Here is a 19,985-nt window from a genome sequence, read left to right as displayed (position 1 = left end):
AGGATATTTTTATGGCAGGTCATAGTAAGTGGGCCAACACCAAACACCGCAAAGCGGCACAGGATGCCAAGCGCGGTAAGATCTTTACCAAAATCATTCGCGAGCTGGTGACGGCAGCGCGTCTGGGCGGCGGCGACCCGGCGTCTAACCCGCGTCTGCGCGCGGCGGTTGATAAAGCGCTGTCCAACAACATGACGCGTGACACCCTGAACCGTGCAATCGCACGTGGCGTGGGCGGTGACGAAGACGCGAACATGGAAACCATCATTTATGAAGGTTACGGTCCTGGCGGTACGGCGGTGATGGTTGAGTGCCTGTCCGACAACCGTAACCGTACCGTTGCGGAAGTGCGCCACGCGTTCACCAAAACCGGTGGCAACCTGGGCACTGACGGTTCCGTTGCGTACCTGTTCAGCAAAAAAGGCGTCATCTCTTTCGAGAAAGGCGACGAAGATGCGATCATGGAAGCGGCGCTGGAAGCCGGTGCGGAAGACGTGGTGACCTTTGACGACGGTGCTATCGACGTTTATACCGCATGGGAAGAGATGGGTGCCGTGCGCGACGCGCTGGAAGCGGCAGGCCTGAAAGCGGACAACGCTGAAGTCTCCATGATCCCGTCCACCAAAGCGGACATGGATGCGGAAACTGCACCAAAACTGCTGCGTCTGATCGACATGCTCGAAGACTGTGACGACGTGCAGGAAGTGTACCACAACGGTGAAATCTCTGATGAGGTTGCAGCGACTCTCTGATGAGAGCGTATAAATCCGTTACAGGAGACGCGTGATGTCGATTATTCTCGGGATTGACCCAGGCTCACGCGTCACCGGTTATGGCGTTATCCGTCAGGTGGGACGCCAGTTAACCTACCTGGGCAGCGGCTGTATCCGCACCAAAGTGGACGATCTGCCGTCGCGCCTGAAGCTCATTTATGCGGGCGTATCGGAGATCATCACCCAGTTTCAGCCGGACTATTTCGCCATCGAGCAGGTCTTCATGGCGAAAAACGCCGATTCGGCGCTGAAGCTCGGCCAGGCGCGTGGCGTTGCCATTGTCGCTGCCGTGAACCAGGATTTGCCGGTATTTGAATACGCGGCGCGTCAGGTTAAGCAGACGGTGGTGGGTATTGGTAGCGCGGAGAAAAGTCAGGTGCAGCACATGGTGCGTACCCTGCTGAAGCTCCCTGCGAACCCGCAGGCCGATGCCGCGGATGCGCTGGCGATTGCGATTACCCACTGTCACGTGAGCCAGAACGCGATGCAAATGAGCGAGTCGCGGCTCAATCTGGCGCGAGGCAGGTTACGATAATGACAAATCAGGCTGGATGTTTATCCAGCCTTTTTTTATTATGTCGGCAGTTAATTTCTTCCAGAACGCAGGAGCGTCACGTGATAGGCAGACTCAGAGGCATCATCATTGAAAAACAACCCCCGTTAGTGCTGCTGGAAGTGGGTGGCGTGGGCTATGAAGTCCATATGCCGATGACCTGCTTCTACGAGCTGCCGGACGCGGGCAAAGAGGCGATTGTCTTTACTCAGTTTGTCGTGCGTGAAGATGCCCAGCTGCTGTACGGCTTCAATAACAAGCAGGAACGCACGCTGTTCCGCGAGCTGATTAAAACCAACGGCGTCGGGCCGAAGCTGGCGCTGGCGATCTTATCCGGCATGTCTGCACCACAGTTTGTGAATGCCGTTGAGCGCGAAGATCCTGCGGCGCTGATTAAGCTTCCGGGCATCGGTAAGAAAACGGCAGAGCGTCTGATTGTCGAGATGAAAGACCGCTTTAAAGGCCTGCATGGCGATCTCTTCACGCCGGCGGCCGATCTGGTACTGACCTCTCCAGGTGCGCCTGCGACGGATGATGATGCCGAGCAGGAAGCGGTTGCCGCGCTGGTGGCGCTGGGCTATAAACCTCAGGAGGCCAGCCGTATGGTGAGCAAAATTGCCAAACCGGACGCCAGCAGTGAAACCCTGATTCGTGAAGCGCTGCGCGCTGCATTGTGAGGTAAAGGATGATTGAAGCAGACCGCCTGGTTTCGGCAGGCACTATTCAGGCTGAGGATGTGGTGGATCGCGCGATTCGCCCAAAACTGCTTGATGAGTACATTGGCCAGCCGCAGGTTCGTTCCCAGATGGAGATTTTCATCCAGGCGGCAAAACTGCGCGGCGATGCGCTCGATCACCTGCTGATTTTTGGCCCTCCCGGTTTAGGCAAAACCACGCTGGCGAATATCGTCGCCAATGAGATGGGCGTTAACCTGCGCACCACCTCCGGCCCGGTGCTGGAGAAGGCGGGCGATTTGGCGGCCATGCTGACCAACCTCGAACCGCATGACGTGCTGTTTATCGATGAGATCCACCGTCTCTCACCGGTGGTAGAAGAGGTGCTCTATCCGGCGATGGAAGATTACCAGCTGGATATCATGATTGGCGAAGGTCCGGCCGCGCGCTCCATCAAAATCGATCTGCCGCCGTTTACCCTGATTGGCGCAACGACGCGAGCCGGGTCGTTGACCTCTCCCCTGCGCGACCGTTTCGGGATCGTGCAGCGTCTGGAATTTTATCAGGTTGCCGATCTCCAGCACATCGTTGGCCGCAGCGCCCGCTATATGGGGCTGGAAATGAGCGAAGAGGGCGCGTTTGAAGTGGCGAAGCGTTCCCGCGGTACGCCGCGTATCGCCAACCGCCTGCTGCGCCGCGTGCGTGATTTTGCTGAGGTGAAGCACAACGGTTCGATTTCCGCCGAGATTGCCGCCCAGGCGCTGGACATGCTGAACGTCGATGCCGAAGGTTTTGATTACATGGACCGCAAGCTGCTGCTGGCGGTGCTGGACAAGTTCTTTGGTGGCCCGGTCGGGCTGGATAACCTGGCGGCGGCAATCGGGGAAGAGCGTGAGACGATTGAAGATGTGCTGGAGCCGTATCTGATTCAGCAGGGCTTCCTGCAGCGCACCCCGCGTGGACGTATGGCAACGGTGCGGGCGTGGAATCATTTCGGCATTACGCCACCGGCAATGCCGTAAGCAGCGATAATTTGTAGCCCCGGTAAGCGAAGCGCCACCGGGGACATACCCACTACTGTGCGGTCTTCTTCATCATACTGAGGATAAACAGCACCGCAGCACTCAGCACCACGGACGGCCCCGCAGGCGTGTCATAGAACGCCGAGAAGGTGAGTCCACCCGTTACCGCAATCATCCCGACGATCACGGCTACGCCGGCCATCTGCTCAGGCGTACGGGCAAAACGACGCGCCGTAGCGGCAGGGATGATCAGCAGGGACGTAATAATCAGCGCGCCGACAAACTTCATCGCTACGCCAATGGTTAACGCCGTCACCAGCATCAGCAGCAGCTTAACGCGCTGCAGCTTCACGCCGTCGACAAACGCCAGATCCGGGCTGACGGTCATGGCCAGTAAATTCCGCCACTGCCAGAACAGAATAGCGAGCACCACCAGCACGCCAATGGCTATAGCGATGAGATCCTCCGGCGTCACGGCCAGCAGGTCACCGAAGAGGTAGGCCATCAGATCCACGCGGATGTTCGACATCAGGCTGACCACCACCAGGCCCAGCGACAGGGCACTGTGCGCCATGATGCCAAGCAGGGTATCGATGGCGAGGTGAGGGCGCTTCTCCAGCCAGACCAGACCGGCCGCCAGCAGCAGCGTGACCACAATCACCGCGTAGAACGGGTTGACGTTCAGCAGCAGGCCAAAAGCCACGCCCAGCAGGGACGCATGCGCCAGGGTATCACCGAAGTAAGACATTCTGCGCCATACCACAAACGAGCCGAGCGGGCCCGCGGCGCAGGCAAGCATAATCCCGGCCAGCCAGCCGGGCAGTAACAGTTCAATCATGAGTGTCCATTTCCCCGACGCAGTACGATTCGTCCCTGTAAATCATGGCGATGATTATGATGATGACGATAAATGCCAAGCTGCTCGGCGCCGCGAGGGCCGAACATGGAGATAAACTCCGGATGCATGGAGACGACTTCAGGCGTACCTGAGCAGCAGATATGATGGTTGAGGCACAGCACTTCGTCGGTTTTTGCCATTACCAGATGGAGATCATGGGAGACCATCAGCACTGCGCAATCGAGCTCTCGACGTAGCTGGTCGATCAAATCATAAAGCGCAACCTGACCATTCACATCCACACCCTGAGTCGGCTCATCCAGCACCAGAAGCTGCGGGCTGCTCAGCAGCGCGCGGGCAAGTAAAACACGCTGAGTTTCACCGCCGGACAGTTTTTGCAGCGCCGCATCGACAAGATGGCCCGCCTGCACGCGTTTCAGTGCCGGGAGAATATCGGCTTTACGCGTGCCGGGGCGCAGACGCAGGAAACGGCTGACCGTCAGCGGCAGCGTGGCGTCGAGATGAAGTTTTTGCGGCACATAGCCAATACGCAATTTTTCCTCACGCTTAATCACGCCTTCATCGGGTGCGACCAAACCCAGCACCACGCGTACCAGGGTGGATTTACCTGCGCCATTGGGGCCGAGAAGCGTCAGAATTTTGCCGGGCTTCAGATCGAGCGACACGTCAGAGAGGACGCGGCGCTGGCCAAATGAGACCGAAATATTTTCAAGAGAAACCAATGTCGTCATGTCATTTTAAGCTTGAAGAAGTCAACGAATGTTATAATATCACACTCCACGCATTCACTACGATGATTAGTCGCATTATGTTACATAAAAATACGCTTCTTTTCGCAGCATTATCTGCTGCCCTTTGGGGGACAACCGCACAAGATGTTAACGCTGCGGTTGTCGCTTCGCTTAAGCCACTTGGATTCATCGCGTCCGCCATTGCAGACGGCGTAACGGAGACCCAGGTTCTGCTCCCTGATGGTGCATCTGAGCATGACTATTCCCTGCGCCCGTCAGATGTAAAACGCTTGCAAAACGCGGACTTAGTCGTCTGGATTGGTCCTGAAATGGAAGCGTTCATGCAGAAGTCAGCAAAACAGGTGGCGGGTGAAAAACAGGTCGCGATTGCCGACCTCCCCGGCGTGAAACCGTTGCTCATGAAAGGGGCTGATGACGACGGCGACGAACATGACCACCATGCTGCAGACGGTGAAAAAGGTGATGGAGATCACCATCACGGCGAGTACAACATGCATCTTTGGTTATCCCCAGAGATAGCGCGGCTTTCAGCGGTTGCAATCCATGACAAATTAGTGGAACTTATGCCGCAAAGTCGAGCCAAACTAGACGCCAACCTGAAGGATTTTGAGGCACAATTAGCCGCAACCGATAAGCAGGTGGGTAATGAGCTCGCACCGTTGAAAGGAAAAGGGTATTTCGTTTTTCATGACGCCTACGGCTATTACGAAAAACACTACGGTTTGACCCCGCTGGGCCACTTCACCGTCAACCCTGAAATTCAGCCTGGTGCGCAGCGTTTACATGAAATCAGAACACAGCTGGTTGAGCAGAAAGCGACGTGCGTTTTTGCTGAGCCACAGTTCAGGCCAGCGGTCGTAGAAGCCGTGGCCAGGGGAACATCCGTGCGCATGGGAACCCTTGACCCGCTAGGTACGAATATCCAGTTGAGCAAAGCGAGCTATTCGCAGTTCCTCAGCCAACTGGCGAACCAGTATGCGAGCTGCCTGAAAGGAGAATAACGAGGAAGTGAATACGTGCAACAGATAGCCCGCTCTGTCGCCCTGGCATTTAACAATCTGCCTCGACCCCACCGCGTTATGCTGGGGTCGCTTACAGTACTCACCTTAGCGGTCGCCGTCTGGCGGCCCTATGTGTACCACCCGAGTTCTGCCCCTATTATCAAAACCATTGAGCTTGAAAAGAGCGAAATCCGTTCTTTGCTGCCTGAAGCCAGTGAGCCTATCGACCAGGCGGCTCAGGAAGATGAAGCTATCCCGCAGGATGAACTGGACGATAAAACCGAGAACGAAGCGGGTATCCACGAATATGTAGTGTCTACCGGTGACACGCTGAGCAGCGTGCTGAACCAGTACGGCATCGACATGGGCAATATCAGCCAGCTGGCGGCTGCGGATAAAGATCTTCGTAATCTGAAAATCGGACAGCAGCTCTCCTGGACATTAACGGCGGATGGCGATCTCCAGCGTCTGACCTGGGAAATGTCCCGCCGCGAAACCCGCACCTACGATCGCACTGCAAACGGTTTCAAGATGACCAGCGAAATGCAAAAGGGCGACTGGGTTAACAGCGTTCTGAAAGGCACCGTGGGCGCGAGCTTTGTCTCCAGCGCGCGCGATGCAGGGTTGACCAGCGCTGAAATCAGTTCGGTGATCAAAGCCATGCAGTGGCAGATGGATTTCCGCAAGCTGAAGAAGGGCGATGAGTTCTCCGTCCTGATGTCACGCGAGATGCTGGACGGCAAGCGCGAGCAAAGCCAGCTGCTGGGCGTCCGACTGCGCTCTGAAGGTAAAGATTATTACGCGATTCGTGCCGAAGACGGTAAGTTCTACGATCGCAGCGGTACGGGCCTTGCGAAAGGCTTCCTGCGCTTCCCGACGGCAAAACAGTTCCGCGTTTCCTCTAACTTTAACCCGCGTCGTCTGAACCCGGTAACCGGGCGCGTCGCGCCGCACCGTGGCGTTGACTTTGCCATGCCGCAGGGTACGCCGGTACTGGCGGTAGGGGATGGCGAAGTGGTGGTGGCCAAGCGTAGCGGTGCCGCCGGATATTATGTCGCGGTACGTCATGGTCGTACTTATACGACCCGCTACATGCACCTGCGCAAGCTGCTGGTCAAACCGGGCCAGAAGGTGAAGCGTGGTGACCGTATCGCGATTTCCGGCAATACCGGACGCTCCACCGGCCCGCATCTGCACTATGAAGTGTGGATCAACCAACAGGCAGTGAACCCGCTGACGGCGAAACTGCCGCGCACCGAAGGCCTGACAGGTAAAGATCGTACTGATTATCTGGCGCAGGTGAAAGAGGTGATACCGCAGCTGAGCTTAAACTAAGCCCTCTGTTTTTGTTAAAAAAGCCGGCGCACACTGACGCCGGCTTTTTCTTTTGTGCGGGGACGACTGCCTCGCTACACTATCTGAATAAAATTTTGCGTCATCAGACCCTGGATCCAGCATGGAAACCAAAAAAAACAATATTGAATACATTCCTGAGTTTGAAAAATCCTTCCGCCATCCGCGCAACTGGGGCGCCTGGCTTGGTGTTTACGCCTTTGCGGGGATGGCGTTGCTGCCGGCTTCCGTCCGAGACCCAGTTCTGGGGAAAATTGGCCGTCTGGCCGGGCGTTTAGGCAAGAGCGCTCGCCGCCGCGCGCAGATTAATCTCTACTACTGTTTTCCTGAGAAAAGCGACGCCGAACGTGAGGCAATTATTGATGAGATGTATACCACTGCCCCGCAGGCAATGGCGATGATGGCGGAACTGGCGCTGAAAGGGCCGGATAAAATCGTCGATCGCGTTGACTGGAAAGGGCTGGACATCATCGAGGAGATGCGCCGCAATGACGAGAAAGTCATTTTCCTTGTCCCCCACGGCTGGGGCGTTGATATTCCGGCGATGCTCATGGCGTCTCAGGGCCAGAAAATGGCGGCGATGTTCCATAACCAGGGAAATAAAATCTACGATTTTGTCTGGAACACGGTGCGTCGTCGTTTTGGCGGACGTTTGCATGCGCGTAACGATGGCATTAAGCCCTTCATTCAGTCGGTACGTCAGGGGTACTGGGGCTACTATCTGCCGGATCAGGACCACGGCCCCGAGCACAGCGAGTTTGTCGATTTCTTTGCGACCTATAAAGCGACGCTCCCCGCGATTGGTCGACTGATGAAAGTCTGTCGTGCCCGCGTGATCCCGCTATTCCCGGTCTATGACGGCAAAACGCATCGCCTGAGTATTGAGGTCCGTCCGCCGATGGACGATCTGCTCACCGCGGACGACCACACCATCGCGCGTCGAATGAACGAAGAGGTGGAGATCCTGGTGGGGCCGCATGCCGAACAGTACACGTGGATTTTGAAGCTGCTTAAAACGCGTAAACCGGGTGAAACAGAGCCCTACAAACGCAAAGAGCTTTATCCGAGGAAATAAAAAAAGCCCTCTCCAGACGGAGAGGGCTTTTTAACACAAACGTTATTACTCGACGGTCATAACGCGCGTGGTGTTGGTTGAGCCGATGGTGCTCATCACATCGCCCTGGGTCACGATAACGATATCACCGGACACCAGATAGCCTTTGTCGCGCAGCAGGTTTACGGCATCGTGCGCTGCAGCTACGCCATCATTAGTGCTGTCGAAGTGAACCGGCGTCACGCCGCGGTACAACGCCGTCAGGTTCAGGGTACGTTCGTGACGGGACATGGCGAAAATTGGCAGGCCAGAGCTGATACGAGAGGTCATCAGCGCGGTGCGGCCAGATTCGGTCATGGTGATGATCGCGGTAACGCCCTTCAGGTGGTTTGCCGCGTACATCGCAGACATCGCAATCGCTTCTTCCACGTTGTCGAACTGCACGTCCAGACGATGTTTAGAGACGTTGATGCTTGGGATCTTTTCAGCGCCCAGGCAGACTCGCGCCATGGCGGCCACGGTTTCTGCCGGATACTGGCCCGCAGCGGTTTCCGCAGAGAGCATCACCGCATCCGTACCGTCCAGCACGGCGTTGGCCACGTCCATGACTTCCGCACGGGTTGGCATTGGGTTGGTGATCATCGATTCCATCATCTGAGTGGCGGTGATCACCGCGCGGTTCAGCTGACGTGCGCGACGAATCAGCGCTTTCTGGATACCGACCAGCTCAGGGTCGCCGATTTCCACGCCCAGGTCACCACGCGCAACCATGACAACGTCAGAGGCGAGGATCACATCGTCCATGGCATCCTGATCGCAAACGGCCTCCGCGCGTTCAACTTTAGCGACGATTTTAGCATCGCAGCCTGCATCACGTGCCAGGCGACGCGCATAGTTAAGATCTTCGCCACAGCGCGGGAAGGAGACGGCCAGGTAGTCAACGCCGATCAGCGCGGCAGTTACGATGTCCGCTTTGTCTTTATCGGTAAGCGCTTCTGCTGAGAGGCCGCCACCCAGTTTGTTGATGCCTTTATTGTTGGAGAGCGGGCCGCCAACGGTGACTTCGGTGAACACTTTCATGCCCTGAACTTCCAGCACTTTCAGCTGTACGCGACCGTCGTCGAGCAGCAGGATATCGCCAGGCACCACGTCAGCCGGCAGGCCTTTATAGTCGATACCAACTTTCTCTTTATCGCCTTCGCCTTTGCCCAGGTTGGCATCAAGCAGGAATTTGTCGCCGATATTGAGGAAAACTTTACCCTCTTTAAAGGTCGATACACGGATTTTTGGACCCTGCAAATCGCCGAGGATAGCAACGTGGCGGCCCAGTTTTGCTGCAATTTCACGCACTTTATCGGCACGTAATTTATGGTCTTCTGGCGTACCGTGAGAGAAGTTCATACGCACCACGTTGGCACCGGCGGCGATAATTTTTTCGAGATTATTATCGCGATCGGTGGCCGGGCCTAAGGTGGTTACGATCTTGGTTCTGCGAAGCCTTCTGGACATGTAATACTCCGTTGACTGAAACAACTTTGGTGTTGCGTGAACATTGAATCGGCCTTCATCTGCTGCAAGGCAGCGGCGAGGGGACCGAATGCCGTAAATCGTTACATCGTCATTATTCGTGACGTATTCGTTATCAACTATCAGGGAACATCGCTCTTTATAAGCAATTCTTTATCAAAACGCGATTCCTTCAGCGCTTCCTTGACCCGCTTCAAGTTATCCCGGAATTTTGCCCCGCGACGTAGGGTAAAACCGGTCGCAAGCACGTCAATCACGGTGAGCTGGGCCAGTCGGGAGACCATCGGCATATAAATGTCTGTGTCTTCCGGCACGTCGAGGGTGATTGCCAGCGTTGCCTCACGCGCCAGCGGCGTGCCGGCTGTAGTGAGGGCAATCACCATGGCATCGTTTTCACGGGCCAGCTGCGCCAGCTCTACCTGACTTTTGGTGCGGCCGGTATGCGAAATCAGTACCACGACGTCATCTTCACTGCAATTCATACAGCTCATGCGTTGCAGCACAATGTCATCGGAATAAATAACCGGAACGTTAAAGCGGAAAAATTTATTCATGGCGTCATGCGCGACGGCCGCCGACGACCCGAGCCCAAAGAACGCAATTCGCTTGGCCTGGGTGAGTAAATCCACCGCGCGATTCACGGAGCTCATGTCCAGAGACTGACGGACGTGGTCAAGCGAAGCCATGGCCGACTCAAAAATTTTCGTGGTATAGGCATCAACGCTGTCGTCTTCATCCACATTACGATTAACATAAGGGGTGCCGTTAGCCAGACTTTGTGCCAGATGCAGTTTAAAATCAGGAAAGCCGCGCGTTTCCAGACTGCGGCAAAAGCGATTGACCGTGGGTTCGCTAACACCCGCTTCCTGTGCCAGAGCGGCGATGCTTGAATGAATCGCCTGAGCGGGGGAGGCCATAATGACCTCGGCCACTTTACGCTCGGATTTGCTAAGGTGTTCCAGTTGAAACTGGATTTTTTCCAGCATGTTCATGTTAACAGGACGCTCATGGGTGTAAACGATTTCATAAATTGATGAAATCGAGATTCGATTTAGCCGATATTACCCTTGTGGCCTCCCTTAAGGGTAACAATCGACAAGATAATGTTGTTGTTTTTTTTCATTACTTGATCGGTGTCGGGTTTTGCTATGACCCTGTTGCGCAAAGAAACGACGGTTGTTGCGTCATTAAGCCGTCGAAATCATCCGAAGGGTGAAAAATCGCGGTATCGCACGCGACGATAAGCGCAAATGGTTTCGGGAATGACGTAAAAGCAGTACAGTGCATTGTAATAAAATTACAACGATACCTGGCAGAAGTACCAGGTGATCCAACTGAGGAGAATGACATGGCGGTAACGCAAACAGCCCAGGCATGTGACCTGGTCATTTTCGGCGCGAAAGGCGATCTTGCACGCCGAAAATTGCTGCCTTCCCTGTATCAACTGGAGAAAGCGGGCCAAATTCATCCGGATACCCGTATCCTGGGTGTAGGGCGCGCCGACTGGGACAAGGACGCTTATACCAAAGTCGTCCGCGAGGCGCTCGAAACTTTCATGAAAGAAAAAATTGATGAAAGTTTGTGGGATACCCTGAGTGGACGCCTCGATTTCTGCAACCTGGACGTGAATGACGTCAGCGCATTCGCCCGCCTGGGCGCGATGCTGGATCAGAAAAACCGTGTCACCATAAACTATTTCGCTATGCCGCCAAGCACCTTCGGCGCCATTTGCAAAGGCCTGGGCGAAGCCAAACTGAACGCCAAACCGGCGCGCGTCGTGATGGAGAAGCCGCTGGGTACGTCGCTGGCAACCTCGCGCGAAATCAACGACCAGGTGGGCGAGTTCTTTGAAGAATGCCAGGTCTACCGTATCGACCACTACCTCGGTAAAGAGACGGTTCTGAACCTGCTGGCGCTGCGTTTCGCTAACTCCCTGTTTGTGAATAACTGGGACAACCGCACTATCGACCACGTGGAAATCACCGTGGCGGAAGAGGTGGGGATTGAAGGTCGCTGGGGTTACTTTGACCAGGCCGGTCAGATGCGCGACATGATCCAGAACCACCTGCTGCAGATTCTGTGCATGATTGCAATGTCTCCTCCGTCTGACCTGACGGCTGACAGCATCCGCGACGCCAAAGTGAAAGTGCTGAAGTCGCTGCGCCGTATCGACCGCTCCAACGTGCGCGAGAAGACCGTTCGCGGCCAGTACACCGCCGGGTTTGCGCAAGGCAAAAAAGTGCCAGGCTACCTGGAAGAAGAGGGCGCGAACAAGTCCAGCAACACCGAGACGTTTGTGGCGATCCGCGTGGATATCGACGACTGGCGCTGGGCGGGTGTTCCATTCTACCTGCGCACCGGTAAACGTCTGCCGGCCAAATGTTCCGAAGTGGTTGTCTACTTTAAGAACCCGGAATTGAACCTGTTCAAAGAGTCCTGGCAGGAACTGCCGCAAAATAAACTGACCATTCGTCTGCAGCCGGACGAGGGCGTGGATATCCAGATCCTGAACAAAGTGCCGGGCCTGGATCATAAACACAACCTGCAGACCACCAAGCTGGATCTGAGCTATTCCGAAACTTTCAACCAGACGCACCTGGCCGATGCTTACGAGCGTCTGCTGCTGGAAACCATGCGCGGTATTCAGGCGCTGTTCGTGCGCCGCGATGAAGTGGAAGAAGCATGGAAATGGGTCGACTCCATCACCGAAGCCTGGGCTGCCGATCAGGATGCGCCAAAACCGTATCAGGCGGGCACCTGGGGACCTGTCGCGTCGGTGGCGATGATCACCCGCGATGGCCGCTCCTGGAACGAGTTTGAGTAAGATAATCCGCTAGCCCGAAAGTGTTATTTTACCGGTAACATGATCTAACACAGCTAGTGGCACAATTTTCAACTTTTAAGCTCCGTGTGGATTCACCCGCGGAGCTTTTTTTATTACACTGCCGGAAGTGATTTTGCCCCTGAGCTCCGGACAGCAAGCGTTTCAGCGTTGTTAACAACTGCCAGCGACTTTGTAAACTCCCGAGCCCGGACAGATAAATGAGAGGAGCTTTTATGAATCCGACATTGTTACGCGTAACACAGCGCATTATTGAGCGCTCGAAAGAGACCCGTTCGGCCTACCTCGCCCGGATTGAGCAGGCAAAGAGCAACACCGTCCACCGATCTCAGCTGGCCTGCGGTAACCTGGCGCACGGCTTCGCCGCCTGCCAGCCTGACGATAAAGCGTCGCTGAAAAGCATGTTGCGTAACAATATCGCCATCATTACCGCTTATAACGATATGCTCTCCGCGCACCAGCCCTATGAGGTTTACCCGGATATCATCCGTAAAGCGCTGCACAGCGTGAATGCGGTGGGCCAGGTCGCGGGTGGGGTACCCGCCATGTGCGACGGCGTAACGCAGGGTCAGGACGGTATGGAGCTCTCCCTGCTGAGCCGCGAAGTGATTGCCATGTCCGCGGCGGTGGGTCTTTCACACAACATGTTTGATGGCGCGCTCTATCTCGGCGTGTGCGACAAGATTGTCCCGGGTCTGGTGATGGCGGCGCTGTCGTTTGGGCATCTGCCTGCTATCTTCGTGCCGTCCGGTCCAATGGCAAGCGGCCTGCCGAACAAAGAAAAAGTGCGTATCCGCCAGCTGTACGCGGAAGGGAAAGCAGACCGTCAGGCGCTGCTGGAGGCGGAAGCCGCGTCCTATCATGCGCCGGGGACCTGTACGTTCTACGGTACGGCTAACACTAACCAGATGGTGGTGGAGTTTATGGGGATGCAGCTTCCGGGCTCGTCCTTTATCCAGCCGGATGCGCCGCTGCGCAAGGCGCTGACCGAGGCCGCGGCCCGTCAGGTTACGCGTCTGACCGGAAACGGCAACGAATGGATGCCGATGGGTAAAATGGTCGATGAAAAAGTCATCGTCAACGGGATTGTCGCGCTGCTGGCAACCGGGGGGTCAACCAACCACACCATGCACCTGGTGGCTATGGCGCGTGCGGCGGGCATTCTGATTAACTGGGATGACTTCTCCGAGATCTCTTCCGTGGTGCCGCTGATGGCACGCCTGTACCCGAATGGCCCGGCGGACATCAACCACTTCCAGGCCGCTGGCGGCGTACCGCTGCTGATGCGCGAGCTGCTGAAGGGCGGTCTGCTGCATGAAGACGTGAATACCGTGGCTGGCTTTGGCCTGCAGCGCTACACCCAGGAGCCGTGGCTGAACAACGGCGAGCTGGACTGGCGTGATGGGGCGAGCGCGTCTCTTGATGCGCAGGTGATTGCCACTATCGACAAACCTTTCTCTCCTCACGGTGGCACCAAAGTGCTGAGCGGCAACCTCGGTCGCGCGGTGATGAAAACCTCTGCCGTACCGGAAGAGAACCAGATTATCGAAGCGCCGGCGGTGGTATTTGAAAGCCAGCACGACGTATTACCTGCCTTTGACGCCGGCCTGCTTGATAAAGACTGCGTGGTGGTGGTGCGTCACCAGGGGCCTAAAGCTAACGGGATGCCAGAATTACATAAACTTATGCCACCACTTGGTGTATTATTGGACCGCCGTTTCAAAATTGCGTTAGTAACCGATGGACGCCTCTCTGGGGCATCCGGTAAAGTGCCTTCAGCCATCCACGTGACGCCTGAAGCTTACGACGGCGGTTTACTGGCGAAAGTGCGTGACGGTGACACGATCCGCGTGAACGGTCAGACAGGTGAGTTAACCCTGCTGGTCGATGACGCCGAGCTGGCGGCACGTCAGCCCCATATTCCTGACCTGAGCGCATCGCGCGTGGGGACCGGACGCGAAATGTTCAGCGCGCTGCGTGAGAAACTCTCCGGTGCGGAGCAGGGCGCTACCTGTATTACGTTTTAAGACGACTTGATTTTAACGATCTGGCGAGAGAAAACTCTGATGAAAAACTGGAAAACAAGTGCAGAATCAATCCTGACCACTGGCCCTGTCGTGCCGGTTATCGTGGTAAACAAGCTGGAGCACGCTGTACCGATGGCGAAAGCGCTGGTTGCGGGTGGCGTTCGCGTTCTGGAAGTGACCCTGCGCACCGCCTGCGCGATGGATGCCATTCGCGCGATTGCCAAAGAAGTGCCGGACGCCATCATCGGTGCGGGTACCGTGACGAACGCAAAACAGCTGGCTGAAGTGACCGAAGCGGGCGCACAGTTTGCCATTAGCCCGGGGCTGACCGAGTCGCTGCTGAAAGCCGCGACCGAAGGCACTATTCCACTGATCCCGGGTATCAGCACCGTCTCCGAACTGATGCTGGGCATGGACTACGGTCTAAAAGAGTTTAAATTCTTCCCGGCTGAAGCGAACGGCGGCACCAAAGCGCTGCAGGCGATTGCGGGTCCATTCTCTCAGGTACGCTTCTGCCCGACGGGCGGCATCTCTCCTGCCAACTACCGTGACTACCTGGCACTGAAAAGCGTCCTGTGCATCGGTGGCTCATGGCTGGTTCCGGCGGATGCGCTGGAAGCGGGCGACTGGGATCGCATCACCAAACTGGCTCGCGAAGCGGTAGAAGGCGCGAAGCAGTAAGTCTCTCGTCGCATGAAAAACGGGCCTTTCGGCCCGTTTTTTTATCCCGTTACCTTAACGCTTGCTGCGGCCGCTTTGGCTCTCGCCACGGCGTCGTCAACGTTATCCCCGGTGGCTAACGCCACGCCAAGACGCCGGGTTCCATCAATCTCCGGCTTGCCGAACAAACGTACCTGCAACCCGGCACCCACCGCCCCGTCGACGTTATCAAACGTGACGTTCTGGCTGGTTAGTTGCGGCAGGATCACCGCCGAGGCGGCCGGGCCGTACTGACGGATACCCCCGACGGGCAGGCCGAGGAAGGCACGCACGTGCAGAGCGAATTCGGAGAGATCCTGCGAAATCAGCGTCACCATGCCGGTGTCATGCGGGCGAGGGGAAACTTCGCTGAAAATCACCTCGTCGCCGCACACAAACAGCTCGACGCCGAACAGGCCATAGCCGCCCAGCGCCAGGACGGTTTTACGGGCGATCTCCTGAGCACGTTCCAGCGCCAGGGCGCTCATCTGCTGCGGCTGCCAGGATTCGCGATAATCGCCATCTTCCTGGCGGTGGCCAATCGGGTCGCAGAAATGGACGCCGTCAACGGCGCTGACGGTCAGCAGGGTGATCTCGAAATCAAACTTCACGACGCCTTCGACGATGACGCGACCGGCGCCGGCGCGGCCGCCCTGCTGGGCGTACTCCCACGCCTTCTCGAGCGTGCTGCTGTCGCGAATAAAGCTCTGTCCTTTACCGGAGGAGCTCATCACCGGCTTAACGATGCACGGGTAACCAATCTCGTCTACAGCCTGCAGGAATGCCGCCTTATCGCCAGCAAAACGATAGCTCGACGTGGGCAATCCCAGCTCTTCTGCCGCCAGGCGACGAATGCCTTCGCGGTTCATGGTCAGCTTTGCGGCTTTCGCGCAGGGCACCACGCGCTGGCCTTCCTGCTCAAGCGCGATCAGCGTATCGGTGGCAATGGCTTCAATTTCCGGCACGACAAAATCAGGTTTCTCGCGCGTAATCAGCTCGCGAAGGGCATCGCCATCCAGCATGTTAATCACATAAGCACGATGGGCGACGTGCATGGCTGGGGCGTCGGCGTAACGGTCCACGGCAATCACTTCCACGCCTAAACGCTGGCACTCAATGGCGACTTCTTTCCCCAGCTCGCCCGATCCCAACAGCATCACTCGCGTCGCCGCAGGTCGCAGCGCGGTTCCTAAACGAATCATAACAATCCCCCTGAAAAAGTTGCGGGCAGTATAAACGAAAACGTTTGCGTATGTCTTGTACACGGCCAGGTGAGGGGAGAAGAAATTTGCGCTTCTTTAGCCCGTCCAGACATTTCCTGACGCCCGCTCGCTTACGCTGTGGACTATGTTCACCGTTAAGTGAGGGAAACTATGTCTGGCTGGCTAAATCAATTGCAATCCCTGTTAGGGCAGAAAACATCGTCTGGCGAGCTGGACCTGAGCAAACTGCTGGTACCCGGGGCGCTCGGCGGGCTGGCAGGCCTGCTGGTTGCGAATAAATCCTCGCGCAAGCTGCTGGCAAAGTACGGGACAGGCGCACTGCTGGCCGGTGGGGGCGCCATTGCGGGTACCGTCCTGTGGAACAAATACAAGGACAGGGTTAGGACCGCGCACAGCGATGAACCGCATTACGGCGAGCACACCTCGCCGCTGGATCTGCGTACCGAACGGCTGATCCTGGCGCTGGTCTTTGCCGCGAAAAGTGACGGACATATCGACGATAAGGAACGACTGGCGATCGAGCAGCAGCTGCGTGAAGCCGGCGTTGAAGAGAAGGGCAGAACGCTGGTGGCGCAGGCCATCGAACAGCCTCTGGAGCCGCAGCGTCTGGCACAAAGCGTGAAAAATGAGGAAGAGGCGCTTGAACTCTATTTCCTCAGCTGTGCCGCCATCGATATCGATCACTTTATGGAGCGGAGCTACCTTAACGCCCTGGGCGATGCGTTAAAGATCCCACAAGACGTGCGCGAAGGCATTGAGCGGGATATCCGGGAACAAAAACAGGCGTTACAGGGATAGTTCTCGCCGTTGCGACCCTGTTTCGCTTGCATCATGCGTGGGTTTTGCCAACCTTATAGGGTGTAAAACGAAAAAGAATGATGACATGCCACCGAAAGCCCGACGTATACCTTATGCGATCACCACGCATGGCGATACGCGTATAGACAATTATTACTGGCTACGGGACGATTCGCGCTCCCGGCCAGATGTGCTCGACTACCTGCACGAGGAAAACGACTATGGCCGCAAGGTCATGTCCAGCCAGCAGACGCTTCAGGACCAGCTGCTGAATGAAATGGTGCAGCGTATTCCTCAGCGCGATATCTCCGCGCCCTGGACCAAAAACGGCTATCGCTATCGCCATATTTACGAGCCCGGCAATGAGTATCCCATCTATCAGCGCCAGTCGGTGTTAAGCGCCGAATGGGACGAGTGGGATATTCTGCTGGATGCCAACCAGCGCGCTGCCCACAGCGAGTTTTATACCCTGGGTGGCATGTCCATTTCGCCTGACAATGCGGTGATGGCACTGGCGGAGGATTATCTCTCCCGCCGCCAGTACGGCCTGCGGTTTCGCAATCTGGAGACCGGCAACTGGTATCCGGAAATGCTGGAAAACGTCTCCCCGGATTTTGTCTGGGCGAATGATTCCGAGACGGTTTACTACGTCAAAAAGCACGCCTCGACGCTACTACCTTATCAGGTATGGCGGCATACCGTGGGAACGGACTCCGCTGACGACGAGCTGGTTTATGAAGAGAAAGACGAAACGTTTTATGTCAGCCTGCATAAAACCTCCTCGCGCCACTATGTGATTATCTTCCTTGCCAGCGCGACGACGTCGGAAGTTCTGCTGCTGGATGCCGAACTGCCTGACGCCCAGCCGCTCTGTTTTCTGCCGCGCCGCAAGGATCACGAGTACAGCCTGGATCATTTCCAGCACAGCTTTTATTTGCGCTCCAATCGTGAGGGCAAAAACTTTGGTCTCTATAAAACCAAAGTGCGCGATGAGCGCAAGTGGGAGGTGCTTATTCCCGCGCGGGATCAGGTGATGCTGGAAGGGTTCACCCTGTTTACCGACTGGCTGGTGGTGGAGGAGCGTCAGCGCGGGCTGACCAGTATCCGGCAAATCAATCGCAAAACGCGTGAAGTGGTGGGGATTGCGTTCGACGACCCGGCCTATGTGACGTGGATTGGATTCAATCCCGAACCCGAATCATCGCGGCTGCGCTACGGCTACTCATCCATGACCACACCGGACACCCTGTTTGAGCTGGACATGGATACCGGGCAGCGCCAGGTGATTAAACAGACCGAGGTAAAAGGTTTTGAGTCTGAAAACTACCGCAGCGAGCACCTCTGGGTCACCGCCCGGGATGGCGTTGAGGTCCCCGTCTCGCTCGTCTATCACCAAGCCCATTTCCAGAAAGGCAAAAACCCGATCCTGGTTTACGGCTACGGTTCGTATGGCTCAAGCATGGACGCCGATTTCAGCAGCAGCCGATTAAGCCTGCTCGATCGCGGTTTTGTTTTCGCCATAGCCCATATTCGCGGCGGCGGTGAGCTGGGCCAACACTGGTATGAAGACGGGAAATTCCTGAAAAAGAAAAACACCTTCAATGATTATCTCGACGTCTGCGATGCGCTAATTGAGCAGGGCTATGGCGATCCGCAACTCTGCTTTGGCATGGGAGGCAGCGCGGGCGGCATGCTGATGGGGGCGGTTATCAACCAGCGTCCCGATCGCTTTAAGGGGATTGTCGCGCAGGTACCGTTTGTCGATGTGGTCACGACCATGCTCGATGAATCTATCCCTCTTACCACCGGGGAGTTTGAGGAGTGGGGAAATCCGCAGGATGAGATGTACTACCGCTATATGAAAGAGTACAGCCCGTACGATAACGTGGAGGCGAAAGCCTACCCGCACATGCTGGTCACCACCGGTTTGCATGATTCTCAGGTGCAGTACTGGGAGCCGGCAAAATGGGTGGCAAAGCTGCGGGAGCTGAAAACCGATGGCAATCTGCTGCTGCTGTGTACCGATATGGACTCCGGACACGGCGGGAAATCGGGACGATTTAAATCGTACGAAGGGGTTGCCCTGGAATATGCCTTCCTGATTGGCCTGGCGCAGGACACGCTGCCAGGCCGTGCGGAGGGTTAAGCGTCGCCCAGATAATGTTTCAGCGTTAAGCGCAGTTCCGGACTCATTCTGTCGAGGTTGTTATACAGCCAGCGCAAATAGCCCGGGTCTTTATCCGCTACCTCGGACACCGGCTTCCCGCGATATTTACCAAAGGTAAATGTGGTCAGTAACGCGGGGCGTCCGGTGATCGTCGCCATATCATCCGGTGTCCAGCCTGAGATATTCATAATATCAATCAGCAACGCGGCGGTGATATAGCAGTCATACAGGGCGCGGTGATGGTGAAGCCCCTCAGGGGTACGAACGCTGAGCTTGCGGGACTTGTACAGCGCCATATTGCTGTATTTGATGCCCGGCCAGAGACGACGCGCCAGCTTCATGGTGCAAATCCATTCGCCCGGCATTTCAGGTAGCACCCGGCGGTCAAAGCTGGCGTTATGCGCGACGTACCACGGGCTACCGTAGTAGTGCGGAATGATCTCTTCAATCCAGGGCTTATCCGCCACCATCGATTCTGTAATGCGATGGATAGCCATCGCCTGGGGGCTGATGGGGCGATCGGGACGCACCAGATGGCTCATTGGGTTGACGATTTTACCATCAACCACGTCGACAGAGGCCACTTCCACTATTCCGCCCTGAAGATCGCAAGTTTCGGTATCGATGACGCGCAGCATTGAAAACTCCTGAGCTTAAAACG

Annotated in this window: 18 protein-coding genes; 12 read left to right on the top strand and 6 right to left on the bottom strand. The window is 56.3% G+C overall.

What is annotated here, in order from left to right; translation table 11 throughout:
• Positions 1–11 precede the first annotated feature (11 nt).
• From ACW9E7_RS11840 to ruvB, 4 genes are all read left to right on the top strand, one after another.
• Complete coding sequence (locus tag ACW9E7_RS11840; RefSeq protein WP_008500447.1) at positions 12–752, top strand: YebC/PmpR family DNA-binding transcriptional regulator; 741 nt, start codon at positions 12–14, stop codon at positions 750–752.
• Between the two features lie 34 nt (positions 753–786).
• Positions 787–1,308 carry a crossover junction endodeoxyribonuclease RuvC gene (gene ruvC / locus ACW9E7_RS11835; RefSeq protein ID WP_003859749.1) on the top strand — a complete coding sequence of 174 codons (522 nt, stop codon included), beginning with the start codon at positions 787–789 and terminating at the stop codon, positions 1,306–1,308.
• Positions 1,309–1,388: 80 nt separating this feature from the next.
• Positions 1,389–2,003 carry a Holliday junction branch migration protein RuvA gene (gene ruvA, locus ACW9E7_RS11830; RefSeq protein WP_023617042.1) on the top strand — a complete coding sequence of 205 codons (615 nt, stop codon included), beginning with the start codon at positions 1,389–1,391 and terminating at the stop codon, positions 2,001–2,003.
• A gap of 8 nt (positions 2,004–2,011) precedes the next feature.
• Entirely contained in the window at positions 2,012–3,022 is a 1,011-nt protein-coding gene (gene ruvB, locus ACW9E7_RS11825; RefSeq protein ID WP_045372540.1) for a Holliday junction branch migration DNA helicase RuvB, read from the top strand.
• A gap of 52 nt (positions 3,023–3,074) precedes the next feature.
• Here the strand turns inward: ruvB and znuB are convergent, their stop codons facing one another.
• On the bottom strand, positions 3,075–3,860 hold the full coding sequence (znuB, locus tag ACW9E7_RS11820) for a zinc ABC transporter permease subunit ZnuB (protein WP_302235248.1): 786 nt from the start codon (positions 3,858–3,860) through the stop codon (positions 3,075–3,077).
• Positions 3,857–4,612, bottom strand: a complete 756-nt coding sequence (znuC, locus tag ACW9E7_RS11815) for a zinc ABC transporter ATP-binding protein ZnuC (RefSeq protein ID WP_458727814.1) — start codon at positions 4,610–4,612, stop codon at positions 3,857–3,859. The genes znuB and znuC overlap by 4 nt, the downstream gene beginning before the upstream one ends.
• A 77-nt stretch (positions 4,613–4,689) precedes the next feature.
• On the opposite strand from znuC, the gene znuA reads away from it, so the two are divergent.
• The 3 genes from znuA to lpxM all read left to right on the top strand — a co-directional run bounded on the left by znuA (position 4,690) and on the right by lpxM (position 8,062).
• Entirely contained in the window at positions 4,690–5,634 is a 945-nt protein-coding gene (gene znuA, locus ACW9E7_RS11810) for a zinc ABC transporter substrate-binding protein ZnuA (protein ID WP_127732807.1), read from the top strand.
• Between the two features lie 15 nt (positions 5,635–5,649).
• The gene (gene mepM / locus ACW9E7_RS11805; protein ID WP_045326742.1) at positions 5,650–6,969 is read left to right on the top strand and encodes a murein DD-endopeptidase MepM; all 1,320 of its coding nucleotides are present in this window, start codon (positions 5,650–5,652) and stop codon (positions 6,967–6,969) included.
• A gap of 121 nt (positions 6,970–7,090) precedes the next feature.
• The gene (gene lpxM / locus ACW9E7_RS11800) at positions 7,091–8,062 is read left to right on the top strand and encodes a lauroyl-Kdo(2)-lipid IV(A) myristoyltransferase (protein WP_029741765.1); all 972 of its coding nucleotides are present in this window, start codon (positions 7,091–7,093) and stop codon (positions 8,060–8,062) included.
• Positions 8,063–8,107: 45 nt separating this feature from the next.
• On the opposite strand, the gene pyk is transcribed toward lpxM, so the two are convergent.
• A complete protein-coding gene (gene pyk, locus ACW9E7_RS11795; protein ID WP_008500455.1) occupies positions 8,108–9,550 on the bottom strand; it encodes a pyruvate kinase in 1,443 nt (480 codons plus the stop codon).
• A 140-nt stretch (positions 9,551–9,690) separates the two neighbouring features.
• A complete protein-coding gene (locus tag ACW9E7_RS11790) occupies positions 9,691–10,560 on the bottom strand; it encodes a MurR/RpiR family transcriptional regulator (RefSeq protein ID WP_115875687.1) in 870 nt (289 codons plus the stop codon).
• A 356-nt stretch (positions 10,561–10,916) separates the two neighbouring features.
• On the opposite strand from ACW9E7_RS11790, the gene zwf reads away from it, so the two are divergent.
• The 3 genes from zwf to kdgA all read left to right on the top strand — a co-directional run bounded on the left by zwf (position 10,917) and on the right by kdgA (position 15,118).
• Positions 10,917–12,392, top strand: coding sequence for a glucose-6-phosphate dehydrogenase (zwf, locus tag ACW9E7_RS11785; protein WP_008500457.1), 1,476 nt, complete (start codon positions 10,917–10,919; stop codon positions 12,390–12,392).
• Between the two features lie 233 nt (positions 12,393–12,625).
• On the top strand, positions 12,626–14,437 hold the full coding sequence (gene edd / locus ACW9E7_RS11780; RefSeq protein ID WP_115875686.1) for a phosphogluconate dehydratase: 1,812 nt from the start codon (positions 12,626–12,628) through the stop codon (positions 14,435–14,437).
• A 39-nt stretch (positions 14,438–14,476) separates the two neighbouring features.
• Positions 14,477–15,118: a bifunctional 4-hydroxy-2-oxoglutarate aldolase/2-dehydro-3-deoxy-phosphogluconate aldolase gene (gene kdgA, locus ACW9E7_RS11775; RefSeq protein WP_063409039.1), complete on the top strand. Its 642-nt coding sequence runs from the start codon at positions 14,477–14,479 to the stop codon at positions 15,116–15,118.
• Between the two features lie 41 nt (positions 15,119–15,159).
• Here the strand turns inward: kdgA and purT are convergent, their stop codons facing one another.
• A complete protein-coding gene (purT, locus tag ACW9E7_RS11770; protein ID WP_127731444.1) occupies positions 15,160–16,338 on the bottom strand; it encodes a formate-dependent phosphoribosylglycinamide formyltransferase in 1,179 nt (392 codons plus the stop codon).
• Positions 16,339–16,509: 171 nt separating this feature from the next.
• Between purT and ACW9E7_RS11765 the strand changes: the two genes are divergently transcribed.
• Both ACW9E7_RS11765 and ptrB read left to right on the top strand, forming a co-directional pair.
• Positions 16,510–17,157: a tellurite resistance TerB family protein gene (locus ACW9E7_RS11765; protein ID WP_325848544.1), complete on the top strand. Its 648-nt coding sequence runs from the start codon at positions 16,510–16,512 to the stop codon at positions 17,155–17,157.
• An 85-nt stretch (positions 17,158–17,242) separates the two neighbouring features.
• Positions 17,243–19,303 (top strand): oligopeptidase B, encoded by a 2,061-nt coding sequence (gene ptrB, locus ACW9E7_RS11760; protein ID WP_458727813.1) that lies wholly within the window; start codon positions 17,243–17,245, stop codon positions 19,301–19,303.
• Here the strand turns inward: ptrB and exoX are convergent.
• Positions 19,300–19,962 (bottom strand): exodeoxyribonuclease X, encoded by a 663-nt coding sequence (gene exoX / locus ACW9E7_RS11755; protein ID WP_010432611.1) that lies wholly within the window; start codon positions 19,960–19,962, stop codon positions 19,300–19,302. The genes ptrB and exoX overlap by 4 nt on opposite strands.
• Positions 19,963–19,985: the final 23 nt, after the last annotated feature.

This window comes from Enterobacter sp. H2G27 (assembly GCF_054403075.1).
This window is presented reverse-complemented; position numbering and strand designations above follow the sequence as displayed.